Raw genomic sequence first — 21,952 nt, 5'->3', positions numbered from 1 at the left:
TTTGCTTACTCTCCAAGGGCCCTTAGTGGGTAGTGGCCGACGCGCCATCCTCCGGCGATCCGGACAAGGCCCGTTCCGCCGCTGCGGCTTCCTCGGCCTCCTCGTCCCAGTCGATCGGCTCCGGCTTGCGCACAAGCGCGTGTTCCAGAACCTCGGACACATGGCTGACCGGGATGATCTCCAGCCCTTCTTTCACGTTGTCCGGGATCTCGGGCAGGTCCTTTTCGTTCTCGGTCGGGATCAGCACGGTCTTCACCCCGGCGCGCAGGGCCGCCAGCAGCTTTTCCTTCAACCCGCCGATGGCGCTGGCATTGCCGCGCAGCGTCACCTCGCCGGTCATGGCAATGTCCTTGCGCACCGGGATCTGGGTCAGCACCGACACGATCGCCGTCACCATCGCCAGACCGGCCGACGGTCCGTCCTTGGGCGTCGCCCCGTCCGGCACGTGGACGTGGATGTCCAAGCGGTCGAACTTCGGCGGCTTTACCCCGATCTGCGGCGCGATGGACCGGACATAGGAACTGGCCGCATCGATGGATTCCTTCATCACATCGCCCAATTTCCCGGTTGTCTTCATCCGGCCCTTGCCCGGCAGGCGCAGCGCCTCGATCGACAGGATCTCGCCCCCGACTGAGGTATAGGCAAGCCCGGTGACCACACCGATCTGATCTTCCTTTTCAGCGAGACCGTAGCGGTACTTCGGCACCCCGAGGAAATCATCGATATTGGCGTCAGTGACTTCCACCAGTTTGGTTTCGCCCTTGACGATCCGGGTCACCGCCTTGCGGGCGACCTTGGCGATTTCGCGTTCAAGGTTCCGCACCCCGGCTTCGCGGGTATAGGTGCGGATCATCGCGGTCAGGGCGCTGTCATCCAGCGTGAACTCCTTGGGTTTAAGCCCATGGTTTTTCATCACTTTCGGAAGCAGGTGTTGGCGCGCGATCTCGCGCTTTTCGTCCTCGGTGTAGCCGGCCAGCGAGATGATCTCCATCCGGTCCAGAAGCGGGCCGGGCATGTTGTAGGAGTTCGCCGTGGTCAGGAACATGACATTCGACAGGTCGTATTCCACCTCCATATAGTGGTCCACGAAGGTCGAGTTCTGTTCCGGGTCCAGCACTTCAAGCATGGCGCTCGCCGGGTCGCCCCGGAAATCCTGCCCCATCTTGTCGATCTCATCGAGAAGGATCAGCGGGTTGGTGGTCTTCGCCTTCTTCAGCGCCTGGATGATCTTGCCGGGCATCGACCCGATATAGGTCCGGCGGTGGCCGCGGATCTCGCTTTCATCGCGCACGCCGCCAAGGCTGATGCGGATAAACTCGCGTCCCGTGGCCTTGGCCACCGATTTGCCAAGGCTGGTCTTGCCGACGCCCGGAGGGCCGACAAGGCACATGATCGGCCCCTTCAGCTTTTTCGAACGCTGCTGGACCGCAAGGTATTCGACAATGCGTTCCTTAACCTTTTCAAGGCCGTAGTGGTCGGCGTTCAGAACCTTTTCGGCATGTCCAAGGTCTTTCTTGGTGCGCGATTTCACGCCCCACGGGATGGACAACATCCAGTCAAGGTAGTTGCGCACGACAGTTGCCTCTGCCGACATCGGCGACATCGACTTGAGCTTTTTCAGCTCCGCCTCGGCCTTGTCACGGGCTTCCTTGGACAGCTTGGTTTCGGCGATCCGCGATTCCAGCTCGGCAATCTCGTTCGCGCCTTCCTCGCCGTCGCCCAGTTCCTTCTGAATGGCCTTCATCTGTTCATTCAGATAGTACTCGCGCTGGGTGCGCTCCATCTGGCTCTTGACGCGTGTCTTGATCTTCTTCTCGACCTGCAGGACCGACATTTCGCCCTGCATCAGGCCATAGACCTTCTCAAGTCGCTCGCTGATCGACAAGGTTTCCAGAAGCTCCTGCTTTTGGTCAACCTCGATCCCAAGGTGGCCTGCCACAAGGTCGGCCAGCCGCGCCGGTTCAGAGGTTTCAGAAACCGCTGCAAGTGCTTCTTCCGGAATGTTTTTCTTGATTTTCGAGTAGCGTTCGAACTCTTCCGAAACCGACCGGACAAGGGCGATCAGCTCGCTTTCCTCGCCGGGGAATTCGGTCAGATATTCGGCGCTTGCTTCGAAGAACCGGTCGTTTTCGTGGAATTCGGTGATCCGCACCCGCGCCTTGCCTTCGACCAGCACCTTCACGGTGCCATCGGGCAATTTCAGCAGTTGCAGGACATTGGCCAGCACGCCGGCCTTGTAAATCCCGTTTTCATCGGGGTCGTCCTGACCCGGGTCGATCTGGCTGGACAGCAGGATCTGCTTGTCGTCGGCCATGACCTCCTCAAGCGCCCGCACCGATTTCTCGCGGCCGACAAACAGCGGCACGATCATGTGCGGGAACACCACGATGTCGCGCAGCGGCAGCACCGGGTAGGACGTGGCGAGGGGTTCTTGCATGCTCGTTTCCTTGTTCTGGCAAGACGCGACCGGGCCCCGTTTGGTGGCAGCCACCGGCGTCTCCTCTTCTCGGTTTTAACAAATGGGGCCGGTGTGCCGCCAAATCAACCGTGTCTGGGTCGGCGCAGAATGCCTTTGGCATCGACCCGCTGCAAGGGACCATCGTCGGGAAATCTGTCCGATTGGCAGGGTTCGCGCGAAAATCACCCGCTCCGCGCCGCTGTCTTGCCAGATTTCGCGGTCAAGGTGACGCCAAACAAGACCGTCAGGATCGTGCCTATGCTCACCTACCTCCTTCGCCAGAAGCGTCGGATCATCTTTGCCGGGGTCGCGGGAATGCTGGCCCACGCCCTTTTGTTCGGCCCCGGTCTCGGGGCGATCGGAACCGGCGTTCTGCTGGCCGTCATCGGGCTGTTCATCATCGTGCTGGCCCCAAACTATCGCGGCATGGCGGAAAGCCTGTCGTTGGGTCTTGTGATCGCCGCACTTCTTCCCCTACCCGCCCAGATTTTTCCCGGCACCGCGATTGTCTGTATCCTTGCCGCCCATGCCGCGCTGCACGGGTCATGGACCGACCGGTTGCCGCTGCGCCTCGGCCTTGTCAGCACCCGCAAGTCGCTGGTCAATCTGCCCGCCGTTCAGGTCTGGAACGCCGTGATCCCTGGCGAATCTCACCCCGAAGATCACTGGACCGGCCGTCTTGTCGATTTCGACAAGGACGCGGATGATGCTGAAACCATCTATTTGCGCTTCGCCCGTCCCGATGACACGCCCGAGGAAATGACCCTGACCTTCCTCGAACGGGTGCCGCACAAGCGGGCGCGCTACCTTCTGGAACGGGTGGACCCAACCGGCGCCGACGACGTGATGATGACCATCTGCCTGAACGAACCCGAACTTGGCCGCTGCGAGGTTGAAACCCGGCTGGAACAGGAAGCAATGCCGATCCGGCTGGCTTTTGAACATTGGTTCGACGACTGCTTCGGGGACGAGTTGCACAATTTCGCCACCCAATTGCAGCGCAACCACCGCTGGACCGTGGTCCCCACGCAGGCCCTGACAGGCAAGCCCGCCTGATGGGCGGGCGGCTTTGGCGGCAGCGCGGACGGGTCATTCTCTTTGCAGGGATCGTTCTATCGGTGGGGCTTCTGCTCCTGCTTCTGCTGGTCGGCAAAAGCATCTTCGGCAATCCCGACAAATTGCCGGAAGCGCTGGAAATGCTGTTGTCGTCCTATGCGACCCTGTCTGGTATCTTCGCCTGCTTTGCCGCCTTCGGGCTGGTCCTGGGGGCGGCGATCTGGCCCGGCGCCCGCCACTTTGTCGAACAGCTGGCGCTTGTCCTGATCCTGCTGATCCTGCTTGCCACGCTCTGGCCCTCTGCCCTGACCTTTATTGCCAGGCACGCAGGTCTGACAATCGGTATCTTTGTCCTGCCGAACCTGCTGCACTTCCTCGCGATTCGTAGCGGGCTGATCGACAGGCTGTTCCACTTCGACCCGCTGCACCGGGAACGCACCATCGTGCTGAACGCCCCAAGGGCCGCTGTCTGGTCGGCCATCGTGATCGACCCGGACGCCGCGGGTCGCTATTTCCAGAAGACCCTGACAAATGTCGCCGAAGGTGATGCGCCCGGACAATTCCACCTGACCCACGAATGGTCCCGAAAGTCGGTGACCGAGGTTGTGGACATCCTTCTATCCATCCCCGAGACCCGCCAGCACTGGCGGTCGCGGATCGACGCGGGCGACCCGTCGACCGAGAATGAAAACACCATCGACCTTCTGGATCACGGGTCGGGGACCAAGGTGATCTGGCGGCAGGTCTATGCCCGGCCCAGCTACCTGCAGATGTTGGCCCATTATCTGGATGACGATCTGGCCGACGATCTGGCCCTGTTGCGGCATCGGGTCGATGGCGGGCGCGACCGAAGCCTGCTGTCCGCCGTCACGCGCACCCGCCGTTGCGGCTATCAGACCGGGTCGATATCGCCCTCAGCCCGCTGAGCGTGAAACGCCGCTTCCCAGGCGGCAAACCGCCCTTCGGCAATCGCCTCGCGCATGTCCTGCATGATCTCCTGGAAGTAGTGCAGGTTGTGCCAGGTCAGCAGCATTCCCGAAATCATTTCCTGCGACCGGTAGACGTGGTGCAGGTAGGCCCGCGAATAATTGGTGCAGGCCGGACAGGTGCAATGTTCGTCCAATGGCCGCGGGTCGTCCGCGTGCCGGGCGTTCTTGATGTTGACCTGCCCGCGCCGTGTCCAGGCTTGCCCGGTGCGGCCTGACCGGCTGGGCAGCACGCAATCCATCATGTCGACACCGCGTTTCACCGCGCCGACGATATCACCGGGCTTGCCCACCCCCATCAGATAGCGGGGCTTGTCCACCGGCAGTTGGTCCGGCGCATAGTCCAGCGCCGCGAACATCGCGTCTTGCCCCTCGCCCACGGCCAGCCCGCCGATGGCATAGCCGTCGAACCCGATCCGCGTCAGGGCCTCGGCGCTTTCGGCGCGCAGGTCCTCTTCCAGCCCGCCTTGCTGAATACCGAACAGCGCATGGCCCGGCCGGTCGCCAAAGGCATCGCGCGACCGCTGCGCCCACCGCATCGACAGGCGCATGCTGGATGCGATCCTGTCGCGGTCGGCGGGCAGCGCCGGGCATTCGTCAAAGGCCATGACAATGTCGGACCCCAGCAGCTTCTGGATCTCCATCGACCGTTCCGGGGTGATCTCGTGCCGCGATCCGTCGATATGGCTGCGAAAGGTCACGCCCTTCTCGGTCAGCTTACGCAACTCGGCAAGGCTCATCACCTGAAACCCACCGGAATCGGTCAGGATCGGCTTGTTCCAGTTCATGAACCTGTGCAGCCCGCCCAGCCGGTCAATCCGTTCCGCCGTGGGCCGCAGCATCAGGTGATAGGTATTGCCCAGCAGGATATCGGCCCCCGTTGCCGCCACGCTTTCCGGCATCATCGCCTTGACCGTGGCCGCCGTGCCCACGGGCATGAAGGCAGGGGTGCGGATATCGCCGCGCGGCGTGTGAATCACGCCGGTCCGGGCCTTCCCGTCGGTCGCTTTCAGATCAAAGGAGAACTTGGTCATGGGATCGGTCCGCATTTGGGTCGGGCGGGTGATAGCCGAAATCCCGCCGAAAGAAAGCCCCCGCTGACCGCTAAATCACAAATGTTGAACTTCGTCACAGTTGTGATATACCAATCGTGCTGCACCAAAGGAATCCCCATGTCTGCCGAAGCTCAACGCCTGCCCCAGGACGACACCCGCACCCATCTGATGGTGCAGGTCGCGCGCATGGCCTGGGCCGAGGACCGCACCCAGACCGAGATCGCCTCGGAAACCGGATTGAACCGTTGGCAGGTCGCCCGCCTGCTGCAAGAGGCCCGCGATCAGGGCATCGTCCGGATCGAAATCCTGCCGCCCGACCTGCGCCAGCCGGCGCTGGAGGCTGCGCTGGTTGCCCGGTTTGGCCTGCGCGATGCCGTGGTCATCGGGACCGAGGCCGGGCCCGAGGCAGTGACACAGGCCGCCGGCCGCTATCTGGCCGCCCTGCGCCCCACGCCCGAGCTGATCGGGGTCAGCTGGGGCCGGACCATGGCGCAGGTGGCCCATTGGCTGCCGATGGGCTGGGCCGATGGGGTTCGGGTGGTGCAGATCAACGGCACCGTCGCCCCGAAGCCGCAGGCCAGCGGCCATGACGACGTGGCCGCCACCTTTGCCCGCAAGGGTCAGGGCCGGTTCACGCCCCTGCCCGTCCCCGCCATCCTTGGCCGGGCCGAAACCGCCCGCGTGCTGGAAGACGACCGGATCGTCGCCGATGTCCTGTCGCTGGCCCGGTCCGCCCCGGTCCTGTGCTTTTCCATGGGCGCGATGACCGACGACAGCGCCCACCTGCATTCCGGCAATCTTACCGGCGAGGAGATTGCCCGGCTGCGGGTCGCGGGTGCGGTGGGCGATATCCTTGGTCGCTTTGTGACCGCCGACGGGCAGATTGCATCCGCCGGAATCGACGCGCGGACCATCGGGCTGAAACTGGACCAATTGGGCCGCCACGACCGCCGGATTGGCGTTGTCACCGGCACCGACAAACATGCCATCGCCTGTGCCGCCTTGCGCGCGGGTTTCGTCAATACACTCATCACCGACGCGGCCACCGCCGCCCATGCATTGGAGACATCCCAATGACCGACACCCCCCAACACGGGGCCAACCACGCCCGCAATCCCGGCATGGCGCTGGATACCGCCATGTTCGAAGGCCACGGCGTGAACCGCACCGCCGCCGAACGCCGCGCCGCCCAGTTGACCACCCGCCGTACGGTCAAGAAGACCTGGCAGGCGGCCTGGCTGGTGAACGCGATCCGCTGCATCGACCTGACAACATTGGCGGGCGACGATACCGAAGGCCGGGTCCGGCGCCTCTGCGCCAAGGCCCGCCAGCCGCTTGCCCCGCATATCATGGCGGGCCTCGAGCTGGATCTGTTGCACACCGGCGCGGTCTGCGTCTACCCGACCATGGTTGGCCATGCGGTCCGGGCGCTGAAAGGCACCGGCATCCCCGTCGCCTCGGTCGCGACCGGGTTTCCGGCGGGGCTGATGCCGCTGAACCTGCGGCTGGCCGAAATTCGCTATGCGGTCGAGGAAGGCGCGGAAGAGATCGACATCGTCATCACCCGCGAACATGTGCTGAATCGGGACTGGTCCGCACTTTATGACGAGGTCGCCGCCATGCGCGAGGCTTGCGGCGATGCCCATCTGAAGGCGATCCTCGCCACCGGTGACCTGCAAACCCTGCGCAACGTCTACGCCGCGTCGATGGTGGCGATGCAGGCCGGATCGGATTTCATCAAGACCTCGACCGGTAAGGAAGGGGTCAACGCCACCCTGCCCGTGTCGCTGACCATGGTGCGTGCCCTGCGCGATTACCGGGACGCCACCGGGCACGACGTGGGGTTCAAACCCGCGGGCGGCATGAAATCCGCCAAGGACGCCATCGCCTGGCAGATCCTGATGAAAGAGGAAATGGGCAACCGCTGGCTGCAACCGGACATGTTCCGGCTCGGCGCCTCTTCCATGCTGGGCGACATCGAACGCCAGCTAGTACACCATGTTACGGGCCGCTACGCCGCCGCCCACCGCCACGCGATCGCGTAAAGGAGCCACCCCATGCCCACCCTGACAGAGATCCTCGAGACCATGGACTACGGCCCCGCCCCCGAAGACGCCAAGATTGCGCAAAGCTGGCTGGATAAGCATTCCGGCGGCTTTGGCCATTTCATCAACGGCCAATTTACCAAACCGGGACAGTCCTTTTCCGTGTCGAACCCCGCCACCGGGGCCGAGATCGCGCAAGTCACCCAAGGCGCGGCCGAGGATGTGGATGCCGCCGTCAAGGCCGCCCGCGCCGCCCAGCCGAAATGGGCCGCCCTGCCCGGCCACGCCCGCGCCAAGCACCTTTATGCGCTGGCCCGTCATGTGCAGCAGCACGCCCGCTTCCTTGCCGTGCTGGAAACCATCGACAACGGCAAGCCGATCCGCGAAACCCGCGACATCGACGTGCCTCTGGTGGCGCGCCATTTCTATCACCACGCGGGCTGGGCCGAGATCCTGGCCGATGAATTCCCCGGCGCCACGCCGCAGGGTGTCTGCGGGCAGGTGATCCCGTGGAACTTCCCGCTGCTGATGCTGGCATGGAAGGTGGCCCCGGCGCTGGCGGCGGGCAACACCGTCGTCCTGAAACCCGCCGAATACACCCCCCTGACCGCGCTGGCGCTGGCCGAAATCGCGGCAGAGGCCGGCTTGCCCAAGGGCGTGCTGAACATCGTCACCGGTGACGGGGCAACAGGCGCGGCCATTGTCGGCCACAAGGACATCGACAAGGTCGCCTTTACCGGCTCGACAGAGGTGGGCCGGATCATCCGCCGCCAGACCGCCGGATCGGGCAAGGGGCTGACGCTGGAACTGGGCGGCAAATCCCCTTTCATCGTCTTTGCCGACGCCGATATCGACGCCGCCGTCGAAGGCGTGGTCGATGCGATCTGGTTCAATCAGGGGCAGGTCTGCTGCGCCGGGTCGCGCATCCTTGTCGCCGAAAGCATCGCGCCCCGCTTCACCCATCTGCTGAAACAGCGGATGGCGAAACTGCGCGTCGGCGACCCGCTGGACAAAAGCATCGACATGGGGGCGATCGTGCATCCGGTGCAGCTTGACCGGATTGCCAGCCTTGTGGATCAGGGCAAGGCATCGGGGGCGGCGATTACCCAAGGCACCGCGCCGCAGGGCTGTTTCTATCCGCCCACATTGGCCGAGAACGTGGAACCGGCCAATATCCTCGCAACCGAGGAAATCTTTGGCCCCGTGGTCACCCTGACCACCTTCCGCACCCCCGAAGACGCACTGGCGCTGGCCAATGCGACGAACTACGGGCTGGCGGCCTCGGTCTGGTCGGAAAACGTGAACCTTGCGCTGGATGTGGCGGCCAAGGTCAAGGCAGGCGTGGTCTGGATCAACGCGACCAACCTGTTTGACGCCGCCGCCGGGTTCGGCGGCTACCGCGAAAGCGGCTTTGGCCGTGAAGGCGGGCGCGAGGGCATGATGGCCTATCTGCGCCCGGCCCGCCCCGGCAAACCGGGCAAGCCCGAAGCCGCCCCCGCCACGCCCGACCCGCTGCCTGCGCTGTCCGGCCCGGCGCAGCCGATCGACCGCACCGCAAAGATGTACATCGGCGGCAAACAGGCCCGGCCCGACAGTGGATATGTCTATCAGGTGATGGGGCCGAAGGGGCCTGTCGGCATGGCCGGTCTTGGCAACCGCAAGGACATCCGCAACGCGGTCGAGGCCGCGCATAAGGCCGCGGGCTGGGGCAAGGCGACCGGCCACAACCGGGCGCAGGTCCTCTACTACCTCGCCGAAAACCTGTCGGCGCGGGCGGAGGAATTCGCCGACCGGCTGCACAGCTTTGGCCAGTCGAAAAAAACGGCCGAGGCCGAGGTGGACGCAACCCTGCGCCGGGCCTTCTGGTATGCCGCGCAGGCGGATAAATTCGACGGGGCGGTGCATTCCACGTCAAACCCCTATGTCACGCTGGCGATGAACGAACCCCTGGGCGTGGTGGGCGTGTCCTGCCCGGACAGCCTGCCGCTCTTGGGGCTGATGTCGCTGGTTCTGCCCGCAATCGCGATGGGCAACGCTGTTGTGGCCCTGCCCAGCCAGTCGCATCCGCTGGCCGCGACCGACCTGTATCAGGTCTTCGACACCTCGGACCTGCCGGGCGGTGTTGTGAACCTTGTCACCGGCCCGCGCGACGAACTGGCCAAAACGCTGGCCGACCACGATGACGTGGCCACCATGTGGTATTTCGGCAGCGCCGAGGGCTGCACGATGGTCGAAACCGCCTCGGCCGGGAACCTGAAGCAAACCTGGACCGAGGTGGCGGGCATCCGCGATTTCACCGGTCCCGCCGGGCAAGGGCGCGAATTCCTGCACCGGGCCACGCAGGTCAAGAACATCTGGGTGCCCTACGGCGAATAGGGTCGTTCGGGCGCGAAGACAGTTGGTTTTCTTCGCGCCCTTTACGCCCCCGCGGCAAAACCCTATATGAACGGTCAGGAATTATGGGACCTGCATCATGACCGAAGCCACCGGCCACCTTGAAGGCGCACCGCTGATCCAGCCGTCATCGACGGATCATCCGCTTTACGATAGCATCGTAGAGGCCTGCCGCACGGTCTATGACCCGGAAATCCCGGTCAATATCTACGACCTTGGCCTTGTTTACACCATTGATATCAATGATGAAAACGAGGTGAAGATCATCATGACCCTGACCGCCCCCGGTTGCCCCGTGGCCGGTGAAATGCCCGGCTGGATCTCCGACGCCATCGGCCCGGTTGCCGGGGTCAAGGATGTCGAGGTCGAACTGACCTGGGAACCGCAATGGGGCATGGACATGATGTCCGACGAAGCGCGGCTGGAACTGGGCTTCATGTAAAGCGCACCCTTTTTTGGCTGCACACCGGTAAACGCAACCAATTTAAGTTGCGTTTGCGCCTTCCCTTCATACTCTTGCTGTATGAAAGAACTGAATGACAAAATTGCCGAGTTCCAAGGCGTACTTCGGTCCTACGACAACAAGGTAACGGCGTTGGTTGCAATGGGTACGATTGCGGTGGCGCTCTTCGGTAAGCCCGCGGAGTTTTTCGACTGGGCTGCCCTCTTCTTCTTCCTGAGTGGGCTGACTTGCTGCGGCGTCGTGTTGGTTCCTCGATCAAGACTTAACGCATTTGAAAATTCTTGGCCTGTAATTTCACGACTTGAAACCCCCTCGGCTGTAATATCACACTTCAGTAACAACCCTGAGAATGCTGCGGCGCAACTGCTTTCCTTGGCGCAAATAATTCGCAGCAAGACAAGACTTCTTCGAGGGGCAATGATCTTTTATTCTTTGGCATTTGTGGCAAAGTTCTTTGCGTTCCTGACAGTTGCGGCACAGTAATCGAAGCAACGGCTGCCCGAGTCCAGTCGGCTTGTAGTTTGACCCCAAATCCCTAGATTGGGATCAAAGGAGACCCCCATGTTCGGCATTCCCGGAAAATCGCCTGTCACCATCACCCCGCGCGCCGCGGCCCAGATCGCCAAGCTGATGCAGAAGGGCGACCATGCGGGCCTGCGCATCGGCGTGAAGAAGGGCGGCTGCGCGGGCATGGAATACACCATGGACTACGTCGATGTCGTCGAAGCCCATGACGAGGTGGTCGAACAGGACGGGGCCAAGGTGATCATCGCCCCCATGGCCCAGATGTTCCTTTTCGGGACCGAGATCGACTATGAAACCTCGCTTCTCGAATCCGGGTTCAAGTTCAAGAACCCCAATGTGGTGGATGCCTGCGGCTGCGGCGAGTCGATCAAGTTCGACGAATCCCTTGGCGCTGCGCGGTGAGCGTTTCCGCCGCCGATATCGACTTTGCACTGGAACTGTTCGACGGGCTTGGCCCGCTCACCCATCGCAAGATGATGGGGGGCCTGTGCCTCTATTCCGATGGGACCATCTTTGCGATCCTGCATTCGGACGCCTCGCTGTGGCTCAAGGGTGCAGGCGACTGGGCCGATCACATGACGGCGGAATGCTGGGAACTCTGGACCTATTCCCGCGATGGCAAGAAGACCACGGCGATGCCCTATTGGCGGCTGCCTGATGCCGCGCTGGACGACCCCGACGAGGCCTGCCGCCTTGCCCGCGCCGCGCTCGCCTGCCTCTAGCACTCTGCCCCTGCGCTTGCTACAGACAGCGTGAGCGATAACAGGAGGGTCCCCATGCGCCGCAAGCTTGCTGCCGGAAACTGGAAAATGAACGGCACTGCCGCCGATCTGGCCGAGGTCGCCGCATTGGCCGCCGCCCACCCTGCCCCCGGCGTCGATCTGCTGCTCTGCCCCCCTGCCACGCTGATCGACCGCATGGCGCAGGTCGCGGGCCCCGTTTCCATTGGCGGGCAGGACTGCCATGCCGCCGCCAAGGGCGCCCATACCGGCGACATCTCGACCGCGATGCTGCGGGACGCAGGGGCGACCCATGTGATCCTTGGCCATTCCGAACGGCGCACAGACCACGGCGAAACCGATGCGCAGGTCCGCTCCAAGGCCGAGGCCGCGCTGGCGGACGGGCTGGTCGCGGTGATCTGCATTGGCGAAACGCTGGACGAACGTGACGGCGGCCAGACGCTGGACGTTGTGGGCACGCAGCTTGCCGGGTCCACTCCCGATGCCGCCACTGCCGTCAACACCGTGATCGCCTATGAACCTGTCTGGGCCATCGGCACCGGCAAGGTCCCTACCCTTGACCAGATCGCCGAGGTGCATGGCTTCATCCGCGCCGAACTGGTGAAGCGGTTTGGCGAGGACGGCAACGGGTTCCGCATCCTTTACGGCGGGTCGGTGAAACCGTCGAACGCGGCCGAGATATTTGCAGTGGGAGATGTGGACGGGGCGCTGGTGGGCGGCGCGAGCCTGAAGGCCGCTGATTTCAGCCCGATCATCGAAGCACTTGAGGCAAGCTGAACCGAGGGACGCGCCCGTCCCGGGGTGGGCGCTTGGGTTCGTGGCCGCTATGTCGATTTATGGTCCAACACCATCCCGGCGGCTGAGCAATTGGTGACGGTGCAATGCGCCAGCCCATGGGGCGGGACGGGCGCGGCCCGGGCTGGTCGCCCGGGCCAGTAGGCATAAGTGCCCTCTACCTCACGATAATCTCGGGACCCATCAGACTGGTCGGCAGGAAGGTCGACAGCCACGGGATGTAGGTCACCATGATCAGGAAGACGAAGAGGACCATCAGGAACGGCAGCGCCGCCCGGACCACCCGCATGATCGGCATCCCCGCCACACCGGAGGTGACGAAGAGGTTCAGGCCGACCGGCGGGGTGATCATCCCGATCTCCATGTTGACCACCATGATGATGCCCAGGTGGATCGGGTCGATCCCCAGTTCCAGCGCAATCGGGAACACCAGCGGCGCCACGATCACGATCAGCCCCGAGGGTTCCATGAACTGACCCCCGATCAGCAGGATCACGTTCACCACGATCAGGAAGGCGATCGGGCCAAGACCCGCAGCCAGCATCGCCTCGGTGATGTGCTGGGGCACCTGTTCGTCGGTCAGCACGTGCTTGAGGATCAGCGCGTTGGCGATGATGAACATCAGCATGATGGTCAGCTTGCCCGCCTCCAGAAGCGTATGCTTGGTGTCCTTGTGGACCAGCGCGGGCACGAACATGGCAAGGTTCTGCAGGTTCGCCCGGACCAGATGGCCGACACCCGACATCAGGCTGTCCTCGAAGCTGGCGCCAGAGGCGACCAGCCGTTCCGCGGACCGCAGCAGCGCGAAGGCAAAAACAGCGGGCGGCAGGACAAGGATGATCACCGCAAGGACGGTCAGGATGATATCCATCGCGACCGAATTATCGCTGCCCCAGATGCCGCGCAGGACGAACAGAAGCGGCAGGACACCAAAGATCACCACCACGGCGGCAGAAAGTTTCTGGCCCCAGCCCGCGGCAACCGCCTTGTGCATGGTTCCACCAAGGATCACCGCCACGACGAGGAAGGCCAGACCGCCCCAGACCCCGTTCATGATCGGCGCGCCCAGCATGAAGGCGGCCACGACATAGATGATGGTCGAGACAAGGGTAAAGCCCCAGACCCGCAGCCCCAGAAGCGCCCGGTCCTTGTCCTCTTCGGGGATCCACGGCTTGCCCTTCAGCGGCCCCATGTCCCGATAGACGAAGACCGCGACAAGGAAGGCATAGACAGAAGCAATCGCGGCAGCCTCTGTCGGGGTGAAGACCCCGCCATAGATCCCGCCAAGGATCACCACCATCAGGAACAGGCCCCAGGACGCATCAAGGATGGTCGAGAAGACCTCGGTCCAGCCCAGCCATTCGCCCTTGGGCAGGTTCTTGACCCGCGCGATCACATAGATCGCGGCCATCAGCATGAAGCCCGCCAAGAGGCCCGGAATGACGCCCGCAAGGAACATCCGACCGACCGACACATCGGTGGCCGAAGCATAGACGACCATCACGATGGAAGGCGGGATCAGGATGCCCAGCGTGCCTGCGTTACAGATCACACCGGCGGCGAAATCCTTGGAATAGCCCACCTTCTGCATCCCGGCGATGACGATAGACCCAACCGCGACCACCGTCGCGGGCGATGACCCGGACAGCGCCGCGAACAGCATACAGGCCAGAACACCCGCAATCGCTAGACCGCCCCGCACATGGCCGATCACCGCAATGGCAAAGCTGATGATCCGCTGTGCCACCCCACCCGTGGACATGAAGCTCGAGGCGAGGATGAAGAAGGGAATGGCCAGAAGCGTATAGTGCCCCGCCATCGCCTGATACAGCGACTGGGCGATAGACCCCAAGGAGCTGTCTGAGAACATCAGCAGGAAGATGGTGGACGACAGGCCAAGCGCCACGGCAATCGGAACCCCGACCGCCAGAAGGGCGATGACCATTGCAAACAGGATGACGACGTCCATCAGCGGGCTTCCTTGTTCAATTCGCGACCGGCTTCTTCCACCGCGTCTTCGGCTTCATGGCTGACGATCAGGCAGTCGATGTCGCCCCGGATCAGGCGCACAGTGGCCTGCGCGATGCGGAACAGCATCAGCGCCATGCCGACGGGCAGGATCACATAGGGAACGAACCGCGGCAGTTTCTCGTAGTCCTCGCCAAGGTTGAAATTGGCCTCAAGCCACTCTTTGGCGAAGGGGATCGGCACCTGTTCGGTTTCATACCAGCCCTGATCGCGTGAGTTTTCGAACCCGGTCGGGAACCAGCGGCCCGAGGTCGCATCCAGCCCGGCGAAGGGTGCCCAATAGTCCCAGGCCCCTTTCAGCAACAGGAAGGCGTAGGCCAGACAGGCAGCGGCGGCAAGAATACCCATCACCCGGCGCGCGGGCGCGGGCACGATGTTGATCAGCGCGTCTACCCCAAGGTGCGACACCACCTTGAACCCGTAGCTGATCCCGAACAGGACCAGCCACGCAAACAGGATCAGCGTGACCTCAAGACCCCAGATCAGCTGGCTGTTGAACCCGTAGCGCATGACCACGTTGACGAAGGTCACCACGGTCATGAGGCCCAGCAGCAGGGCAATCATGCTTTCTTCCAGCTCGTGGACGATACGGCCGACCGGGCCGCGCGGTGTTGTGCCTGACGATGACATGGATATCCCCACCCTGTGCAAGTCGGGGGCGGCGGCAAAACCGGCGCCCCCCGTGTTCGGTGTTGGAAAGGGCCCGGCGCTGTCCCGTTCGGGCGCGCCGGGCCGGGTTTTCAGCCCTTAGAGAGAGGCGTTGATCGCCTGGGCGGCGTCGATGTTTTCCTGGCCGACGTCCTCGAGGAACTGTTCCCAGACCGGCTTCATCGCATCGACCCATTCCTGACGCTGTTCGGCGCTCAGTTCGCGGATCACGCCACCGGCATCCAGAACCGACTGACGGGCGGCGGCATCCACCGCGCCCACGGCGGCGTTGCGCTCAAGGGTGACCTCGTTGAGGATGGTCAGGAACTGGTCGCGGGTCGCCGGTTCAAGGCTGTCCAGCCAGTCAACCGAGGCCACGACCAGATAGTCGATCACGCCGTGGTTGGTTTCGGTGATCCCGTCCTGCACCTCAAAGAACTTCTGGCCATAGATGTTCGACCAGGTGTTTTCCTGTCCGTCCACAACGCCGGTTTGCAGGGCACCGTAAACTTCCGAGAAGGCCATCGGCTGCGGGCTCGCGCCAAGGGCTTCCATCTGGGCAACCAGCACGTCCGAGGTTTGCACCCGGAACTTCAGCCCAGACGCGTCCGACGGCGAGATCAGCGGCACGTTGGCCGAGAATTGCTTCATCCCGTTGTGCCAGAACTCTAGGCCCTGAAGACCGCGGCGCTGCATGCTGTCCTTCATTGCCTGACCGGTTTCCGAGGTCTGGAAGGCGTCGACCGCATCGATGTTGGTGAACATGAAGGGAAGGTCGAAGATGCGGAACTGCTTGGTGAACTGTTCGAATTTCGACAGCGACGGCGCGGCAAGCTGCACATCGCCCTGAAGCATGGCTTCAAGCACCTGGTCATCGTTGTACAGCGTGGAGTTCGGGAAAACTTCCATGCACATCACGCCGTCCATCTCGGCGTTGACCCGCTCCATCAGAAGCGTCGCGGCAATACCCTTGGGGTGACGGTCGGTGTTGGTGACGTGGCTGAACTTGGCGACGATTTCGCCATCGTCACAGCCCATCGGGTCGGCCTGTGCCAGACCGGCGGTCAGGGCGATGGCAGCGACAGAGGTGGCGAGTTTTGCGAATTTCATGTGGTCTCCTCCCATGAGACATATGTGACCCCCGCAAACTACGGGGCGCGCCAAGAGTGTGCCCCGACCTGCCCCGACCGGTGCAAGAAATGATGAAATTCTTCGCAGCTACCGGATTTTTCGTTCCATCGCATATAGTTATGAGGCAAAGCTGGGGCGACGACCGCTGCCGCCTGGCACCCAAGGGCGGAAAACCGCACATAGGTTACCGGTAACCGTGCGGATTTCCGCACACACCGGCCCATCGACTCGCCGCTATGGTCCCCGCGCCGGGATGCTCTGGCGGAACCGTGGGGGTGCTAAACCCTGTAGTCCTCGGCCCGGATTTCGTGCCGGGTAAGCTTGTCATAGAAGGTCTTGCGCGGCAGTTTCAGGGCGCGCGCCGCTTCGGTTGCGTTGCCCTGCACCCGACGCAGGGCGGCGATCAGCAGCGATTTTTCGACCCGCGCCATTTGTTCGGCCAGACCCAACCCTTCGGCTTCTTCAACCTCGCCCAGCCCCAAGGCAAAGCGCATCGCGGCGTTCATCAGGGCCCGCGCGTTGCCCGGCCAGTCCTGCGCCATCAGACGGGCCAGAACATCCGGCTGGATCGCCGGAACCGGCAGGTTCGCCTGTTCGCAGGCCTGGGCGACATAATGGCGGAACAGCACGGGAATATCTTCGGTCCGTTCCCGGATCGCCGGAATGCGGACCCGCATCAGGTCCAGCCGGTAATAGAGGTCGGCGTTGAACCGCCCTGCCCCGACATCACGGGCCAGATCGCCGGTGGTGCCCGCGATGACACGGCATTGCACCCCGTTTTCCAGCCGGTCCAGCAGGTCGAATTGAACCCCCAACGGCATCGCCCCCACCTCGTCGATATACAGCGATCCGGCCTGCGCGGCGTCGATCGCCTGCGCCAGACCTTCGACACTCAGCCCGGCCCCGGCCCGTTTGACAAAGGGATGGCGGGCGGCGGCGGACAGAAGGTGGATCACCTCGGCCACCTTGGGGGTGCCGCTGCCCGGCTCTCCGGTGACCAGAACCTCGGCGCTGGCGCGGGCCACGGTGCGGACGCGGCCGCGCAGGTCGCGGGCAAGGTCCGACGTACCGAACAGCATCCGCGCCGCCGCATCGCCGCTTTCCATTTCCAGCTTGTGGCGCCGGTCCTCCAGAACCGCGCGCCGCTGGTCCAGCGCCTTTTCGACGACCGCGATCAGGTCGGACGGGGCGCAGGGTTTTTCCAGAAACGAATGGGCGCCCGCGTCCATCGCGCGAACCGCCATGGGAATGTCGCCTTCACCCGTCAACAGGATCACCGGCAGGTCCGGGTCTTGCTTGCGCGCGTGATCCAGAAGGTGAAACCCGTCGCGGCCCGGCATCCGGATATCGGTGACGATCACCCCGTCAAACCCCGGTTCGATCCGGTCCTTCGCCTCGACAAAGCTGCCGGCAAGGATCGGGTCCAGATCGGCCAGTTCCAGCGTCTGGCCAAGCGCCTCGCGCACCTCGCGGTCATCGTCCACCAGAAGAACCTTGCGCGTCATGCGCCCCCCTTCCCGGCCACCCCGGCCAGTTCCACGGTAAAGACCGCGCCGCCGTCCGGGTGATTGCGGCCCCGGATATTGCCCCCGAAACTTTGCACCAACCCGTAGGAAATCGACAGGCCAAGCCCCATGCCGTCGCCGCTGCCCACGGTCTTTGTCGAATAGAAGGGATCAAATATCTTTTCCGGCTCGTCAATGCCGGGGCCGGTGTCCCGCACGGTCACGAACACCTTCGCCCCCTCGGAGGACACCCCAATCTCCAGCCGCTTCTCGCCCGTCTCTTCCATCGCGTCGACCGCATTGGTGACAAGGTTCAGGATCACCTGTTGCAGGCGCACCTCTCCACCTCGGACCATGACCGGGCCGGACGGGCGGTCCCAGATCACGGTGACGGTCGATTGGGTCAGCCTTGCGCTTGCCATCTCAAGGACAACATCGACGACGGCGGTGATATCCACGTCCGACAGGGCTTCGCTTTCCTGTCGGGCGAAGGCGCGCAGGTTGCGGATGATCCGACCCATCCGACGGGCCAGGTCGGAAATGCGGGTCAGGTTCTGGGCGGCCACATCCTGTTTTCCCTTGGCCAGAAAGACTTCGGCGTTTTCGGCAAAGGACCGGATCGCCATCAGGGGCTGGTTCAATTCATGGCTGATGCCCGCCGACATCTGCCCCAGCGCCGACAGCTTGCCCGCTTGTACAAGGTCCGCCTGCGCCTTCTTCAACCGCGCTTCGGCGGCGGTCCGTTCCGCCACCTCGCGAAGCAGGTCGGCGTTGAGGTCGGACAGTTCGGCCGTCCGCTGCGCCACCCGCGCCTCAAGCCTCTGGTTCGCTTCCGCCAGGGTGCGGCGGCGTTCGGTAGCCAGAAACAGCAGCGCCCCAAAGGCAAGACACAGCGCCGCCGTGACCGTTGCCTGCAACAGAGCCAGTTGCCGCGCCGGGGCCACGTCCAAAAGCGCCTCTCCCACAAGGCCGATCACCGGCAGGTCCAGTTCAAGATGCAACGCCCGTTCCGGCACATAGCGGCCCGCATCGACCCGCCACAGGTCCATCCCCTGCCACAGGCGGGCCTCGTAATGGACAAAGGGCATGATCCGCCCGGTGGGGTATTCCGCGCTTTGCCCTGCCGCGCGCATGTCCCCGGTGCGGGACCGAAACACCAATTCAGATCGGTTCGACACAAAGATGACACCCAGTTCGTCGGTGAAGAACACCGTGGGGCGGTCGCCGCGCCAAACGGCCTCGACTTCCTCGACATCGGCCAACACCAGAACCGCCCCGGATGGTGGGCCGTCTTCGGAAAACACGGGCGCGGCGAAGAGGAACGTGCGCCGACCGTAGCGGTCCGACAACTGATGATAGACGCCAAGCGCCCCATCCATCGCCCGTTCGTAATAGGGCCGCCCAGCGTGGGGATCGGGCGGTGTGCCACTGGCCGCGGCGCGTTCGCGGCCTGTTTGGTCCACGACGATCACATCCAGCGATCCGGTCTTGTCCGCGACCTCCAGCAGCAGGGCGCGGGAGGTGGCCGGATCAACCGTCCCCGCCAGCAGCCCCGTCACTGTGGGGTGATCGGCCATCAACACCGCAAGTGACCGGAATTGCTGCAATTCGCCGGTCAGCCGATCACCGGCAAGGGCAAGGTCCGACTGGCCCCGGCTTTGCAGCTGCCGCAGCGCCCCGGCATAGCCATAGGCCCAGACCCCGCCCGCAACGGCGGCCACGGCGGCAAGAAAGGACAGGATCACCGCAAGGCGGCGCAGACGGGGCGCGAACATGGGCCAACCCTAGAAACCGGCACGGGCCTTGACCAGAGCCAAGCGGATCAGAGCGGCAGGGAAACCGTCGATTTCAGTTCTTCCATCGACAGAAGGGCGGTGACGTTGTGGATCTTCACCTCGGAAATCAGCGCCTGATAGAAGACGTCATAGGCCCGCGCGTTCTTGACCCGCACCTTGAGGATATAGTCGATATCGCCCGCCAGCCGGTGTGCCTCCTGCACCTCGGGCCGGTCGCGCAGGGCGGAAAGAAACTTGTTCTGCCAATCCGCCTCGTGCTCGGACGTGCGGATCAGGACAAAGAATGTCGCCTCGAACCCCAGCGCCTCGGCATCCAGCAAGACGGTCTGCTGACCGATGATCCCGGCCTCTTTCATCTTGCGAATCCGGTTCCAGACCGGGGTCTTGGACGACCCGACATTCTTGGCGATTTCATCCAGCGACTGCCCGGCGTCACGCTGCAATTCGCCAAGGATTTTCCGATCCATATCGTCAATTCGAAACGCCATTCCGGTTTTCTCCGCAGTTTGGAACAGAAGCTATCGCCGGGCGATGGATGTGAACATACGTCCTTATTTCTGCGGTGCAATAGCCAAATACAGGGACAATTTCCTATATTGGGGTCAGATTTCGACCATAGGACATGACCCGATGCAGCACTTCCCGATTTTCCTGGACGTCAAGAACGCCCGGATCGTCCTTGCCGGCGGTGGCGAGGCCGCGCTGGCCAAGCTGCGCCTTCTGACCAAGACAGAGGCGAAGGTCGAGGTTTATGCCGATGCGCCCCACCCCGATCTTCTGCGCCTTGCGTATGACGGCAAGATTGCATTGATCCCCCGCGCCCTGACCACGGGGGACGCTCGCGGTGCCGCGCTTGTCTATGGCGCAGCCGAGGACGAAGTGGAAGACGCCCGCGTGGCCGGGATTGCCCGGGCCGAGGGCGCGCTGGTGAACATTGTCGATAACCTGCATGGGTCCGACTTCATCACCCCCGCCATCGTCGACCGGGACCCCGTCACCGTCGCCATCGGCACCGAAGGCGCAGCCCCCGTGCTGGCCCGCGCGATCAAGGCCGATCTGGAAGAACGACTGCCTGCGACGCTGGGGCTGCTGGCGCGGATCGGCAAGGCCTTCCGCCATGCCGCCGATGTGCTGCCGATGGGGCGCAAGCGGCGCGACTTCTGGGCCGACTATTACTTCCGCGATGGCCCCCGCGCCTTGGATCAGGGCGGCGAACCGGCGGTGGACCGAGCCCTGTCCGACCTGCTGGACACCCATGTCATGCAGGCCCGCCGCGACGGCCACGTCGCCCTTGTCGGCGCGGGCCCCGGTGACCCGGACCTGCTGACCCTCAAGGCCCGCAAGGCGCTGGATACCGCGGATGTGGTCATCTACGACCGGCTTGTCTCGCCCGAGATCCTTGAACTTGCCCGGCGCGAGGCGCTGATGATCGACGTCGGCAAAGAGGGTTTTGGCACCTCCACCAGCCAGTCGGACATTAATGCGCTGATCGTGGAACACGCCGCCGGGGGCGCACAGGTTGTGCGGCTCAAGGCCGGGGATCCGACCGTCTTTGGCCGTCTGGACGAAGAGATCGACGCGCTGGACGCCGCCGGGATCGACTGGCACATCGTGCCGGGGATCACCGCCGCCTCCGCCGCCGTGGCCCAGATCGGCCAGAGCCTGACCAAGCGGCACCGCAATTCATCGGTCCGCTTTCTGACCGGCCATGACACCAAGGGGTTCTGCGACCACGACTGGCGCGCGCTGGCCCGGCCCGGAGAGGTCGCTGCGATCTACATGGGCAAGAAATCCGCCCGTTTCATTCAGGGCCGCCTGCTGATGCATGGCGCGAACCCGGCAACCCCGGTCACCGTGATTGAAAACGCCAGCCGCCCCGACAGCCGGGTTCTGTCCACCACGCTGTCCAACCTGGAACCGGACCTGACCCGCGCCAATCTGTCCGGCCCTGCCCTGACCTTCCTTGGCCTTGCGCCCCGCGCCGCCTTGGCCGCCCTGACCACACCCGAGCTGAAAGAGGCCACCCAATGAGCCGCCCCTTCACCCCCAAGGTTGTTACTGCCAACGCCCTTCTGGACGGCGATGCCATCTGGCTGACCGAGGACGACCGCTGGACCCGCGACATGGCAGAGGCAGAACTGATCGAGGACGAGGCCCACGCCGATATCCGGCTGTTGTTCGCCCTGTCCCAACCCGACCACGTCGTCGGCCCCTACCTTGCCGATGCCAAGCCCGGCCAGACCGGCCCCGAACCCATCCACTTCCGCGAGGCATTCCGCACCCGCGGCCCGTCGAACTATGCCCACGGCAAGCAGGCAGAGGTGTAA

20 protein-coding genes are annotated in these 21,952 nt (G+C 63.7%); 12 read left to right on the top strand and 8 right to left on the bottom strand.

Annotated features, from left to right (window positions below; all coding sequences use genetic code 11):
- Nucleotides 1-22: 22 nt before the first annotated feature.
- The gene (gene lon / locus EU803_RS06050) at nucleotides 23-2,437 is read right to left on the bottom strand and encodes an endopeptidase La (protein WP_129680821.1); all 2,415 of its coding nucleotides are present in this window, start codon (nucleotides 2,435-2,437) and stop codon (nucleotides 23-25) included.
- A 279-nt stretch (nucleotides 2,438-2,716) separates the two neighbouring features.
- On the opposite strand from lon, the gene EU803_RS06045 reads away from it, so the two are divergent.
- Both EU803_RS06045 and EU803_RS06040 read left to right on the top strand, forming a co-directional pair.
- Nucleotides 2,717-3,514, top strand: coding sequence for a hypothetical protein (locus EU803_RS06045; protein ID WP_129680819.1), 798 nt, complete (start codon nucleotides 2,717-2,719; stop codon nucleotides 3,512-3,514).
- Nucleotides 3,514-4,440 (top strand): hypothetical protein, encoded by a 927-nt coding sequence (locus EU803_RS06040; RefSeq protein ID WP_129680817.1) that lies wholly within the window; start codon nucleotides 3,514-3,516, stop codon nucleotides 4,438-4,440. The genes EU803_RS06045 and EU803_RS06040 overlap by 1 nt, the downstream gene beginning before the upstream one ends.
- Here the strand turns inward: EU803_RS06040 and tgt are convergent.
- Nucleotides 4,407-5,534 carry a tRNA guanosine(34) transglycosylase Tgt gene (gene tgt / locus EU803_RS06035; RefSeq protein WP_129680815.1) on the bottom strand — a complete coding sequence of 376 codons (1,128 nt, stop codon included), beginning with the start codon at nucleotides 5,532-5,534 and terminating at the stop codon, nucleotides 4,407-4,409. The genes EU803_RS06040 and tgt overlap by 34 nt on opposite strands.
- 138 nt (nucleotides 5,535-5,672) lie before the next feature.
- Here tgt and EU803_RS06030 point away from each other — a divergent pair, with 138 nt between their 5' ends.
- From EU803_RS06030 to tpiA, 8 genes are all read left to right on the top strand, one after another.
- Nucleotides 5,673-6,632: a sugar-binding transcriptional regulator gene (locus EU803_RS06030; protein WP_129680813.1), complete on the top strand. Its 960-nt coding sequence runs from the start codon at nucleotides 5,673-5,675 to the stop codon at nucleotides 6,630-6,632.
- Nucleotides 6,633-6,676: 44 nt separating this feature from the next.
- Nucleotides 6,677-7,600, top strand: coding sequence for a deoxyribose-phosphate aldolase (deoC, locus tag EU803_RS06025; protein WP_129681584.1), 924 nt, complete (start codon nucleotides 6,677-6,679; stop codon nucleotides 7,598-7,600).
- 12 nt (nucleotides 7,601-7,612) lie between these two features.
- Nucleotides 7,613-9,976 carry an aldehyde dehydrogenase family protein gene (locus EU803_RS06020; RefSeq protein ID WP_129680812.1) on the top strand — a complete coding sequence of 788 codons (2,364 nt, stop codon included), beginning with the start codon at nucleotides 7,613-7,615 and terminating at the stop codon, nucleotides 9,974-9,976.
- A gap of 97 nt (nucleotides 9,977-10,073) precedes the next feature.
- On the top strand, nucleotides 10,074-10,436 hold the full coding sequence (locus EU803_RS06015) for an SUF system Fe-S cluster assembly protein (RefSeq protein ID WP_129680810.1): 363 nt from the start codon (nucleotides 10,074-10,076) through the stop codon (nucleotides 10,434-10,436).
- An 81-nt stretch (nucleotides 10,437-10,517) separates the two neighbouring features.
- Nucleotides 10,518-10,940: a hypothetical protein gene (locus EU803_RS06010; protein ID WP_129680808.1), complete on the top strand. Its 423-nt coding sequence runs from the start codon at nucleotides 10,518-10,520 to the stop codon at nucleotides 10,938-10,940.
- Between the two features lie 78 nt (nucleotides 10,941-11,018).
- Nucleotides 11,019-11,384 carry an iron-sulfur cluster assembly accessory protein gene (locus EU803_RS06005; RefSeq protein ID WP_129680806.1) on the top strand — a complete coding sequence of 122 codons (366 nt, stop codon included), beginning with the start codon at nucleotides 11,019-11,021 and terminating at the stop codon, nucleotides 11,382-11,384.
- On the top strand, nucleotides 11,381-11,704 hold the full coding sequence (locus tag EU803_RS06000) for a TfoX/Sxy family protein (protein WP_129680804.1): 324 nt from the start codon (nucleotides 11,381-11,383) through the stop codon (nucleotides 11,702-11,704). The genes EU803_RS06005 and EU803_RS06000 overlap by 4 nt, the downstream gene beginning before the upstream one ends.
- A 54-nt stretch (nucleotides 11,705-11,758) precedes the next feature.
- Complete coding sequence (gene tpiA / locus EU803_RS05995; protein WP_129680802.1) at nucleotides 11,759-12,499, top strand: triose-phosphate isomerase; 741 nt, start codon at nucleotides 11,759-11,761, stop codon at nucleotides 12,497-12,499.
- A gap of 175 nt (nucleotides 12,500-12,674) precedes the next feature.
- Here the strand turns inward: tpiA and EU803_RS05990 are convergent, their stop codons facing one another.
- From EU803_RS05990 to EU803_RS05965, 6 genes are all read right to left on the bottom strand, one after another.
- Nucleotides 12,675-14,486, bottom strand: coding sequence for a TRAP transporter large permease (locus EU803_RS05990; protein WP_129680800.1), 1,812 nt, complete (start codon nucleotides 14,484-14,486; stop codon nucleotides 12,675-12,677).
- Nucleotides 14,486-15,175, bottom strand: a complete 690-nt coding sequence (locus EU803_RS05985) for a TRAP transporter small permease (protein ID WP_129680798.1) — start codon at nucleotides 15,173-15,175, stop codon at nucleotides 14,486-14,488. The genes EU803_RS05990 and EU803_RS05985 overlap by 1 nt, the downstream gene beginning before the upstream one ends.
- A 117-nt stretch (nucleotides 15,176-15,292) precedes the next feature.
- Nucleotides 15,293-16,303: a DctP family TRAP transporter solute-binding subunit gene (locus EU803_RS05980; protein ID WP_129680796.1), complete on the bottom strand. Its 1,011-nt coding sequence runs from the start codon at nucleotides 16,301-16,303 to the stop codon at nucleotides 15,293-15,295.
- Between the two features lie 299 nt (nucleotides 16,304-16,602).
- Nucleotides 16,603-17,829 carry a sigma-54 dependent transcriptional regulator gene (locus tag EU803_RS05975; protein ID WP_129680794.1) on the bottom strand — a complete coding sequence of 409 codons (1,227 nt, stop codon included), beginning with the start codon at nucleotides 17,827-17,829 and terminating at the stop codon, nucleotides 16,603-16,605.
- Nucleotides 17,826-19,604 carry an ATP-binding protein gene (locus EU803_RS05970; RefSeq protein WP_129680792.1) on the bottom strand — a complete coding sequence of 593 codons (1,779 nt, stop codon included), beginning with the start codon at nucleotides 19,602-19,604 and terminating at the stop codon, nucleotides 17,826-17,828. The genes EU803_RS05975 and EU803_RS05970 overlap by 4 nt, the downstream gene beginning before the upstream one ends.
- A 47-nt stretch (nucleotides 19,605-19,651) precedes the next feature.
- Nucleotides 19,652-20,113, bottom strand: a complete 462-nt coding sequence (locus tag EU803_RS05965; RefSeq protein WP_129680790.1) for an Lrp/AsnC family transcriptional regulator — start codon at nucleotides 20,111-20,113, stop codon at nucleotides 19,652-19,654.
- A 142-nt stretch (nucleotides 20,114-20,255) separates the two neighbouring features.
- Here EU803_RS05965 and cysG point away from each other — a divergent pair, with 142 nt between their 5' ends.
- Nucleotides 20,256-21,656 (top strand): siroheme synthase CysG, encoded by a 1,401-nt coding sequence (cysG, locus tag EU803_RS05960; RefSeq protein WP_129680788.1) that lies wholly within the window; start codon nucleotides 20,256-20,258, stop codon nucleotides 21,654-21,656.
- Nucleotides 21,653-21,952 (top strand): DUF2849 domain-containing protein, encoded by a 300-nt coding sequence (locus tag EU803_RS05955; RefSeq protein ID WP_129680786.1) that lies wholly within the window; start codon nucleotides 21,653-21,655, stop codon nucleotides 21,950-21,952. Before cysG ends, EU803_RS05955 begins: the two co-directional genes overlap by 4 nt.

Source organism: Loktanella sp. IMCC34160 (assembly GCF_004145845.1).
In the GTDB taxonomy this organism is placed as follows: Bacteria; Pseudomonadota; Alphaproteobacteria; order Rhodobacterales; family Rhodobacteraceae; genus SELP01.
Note: the sequence above shows the minus strand (reverse complement) of the source record. Positions and strands in the feature narration are given on the sequence as shown.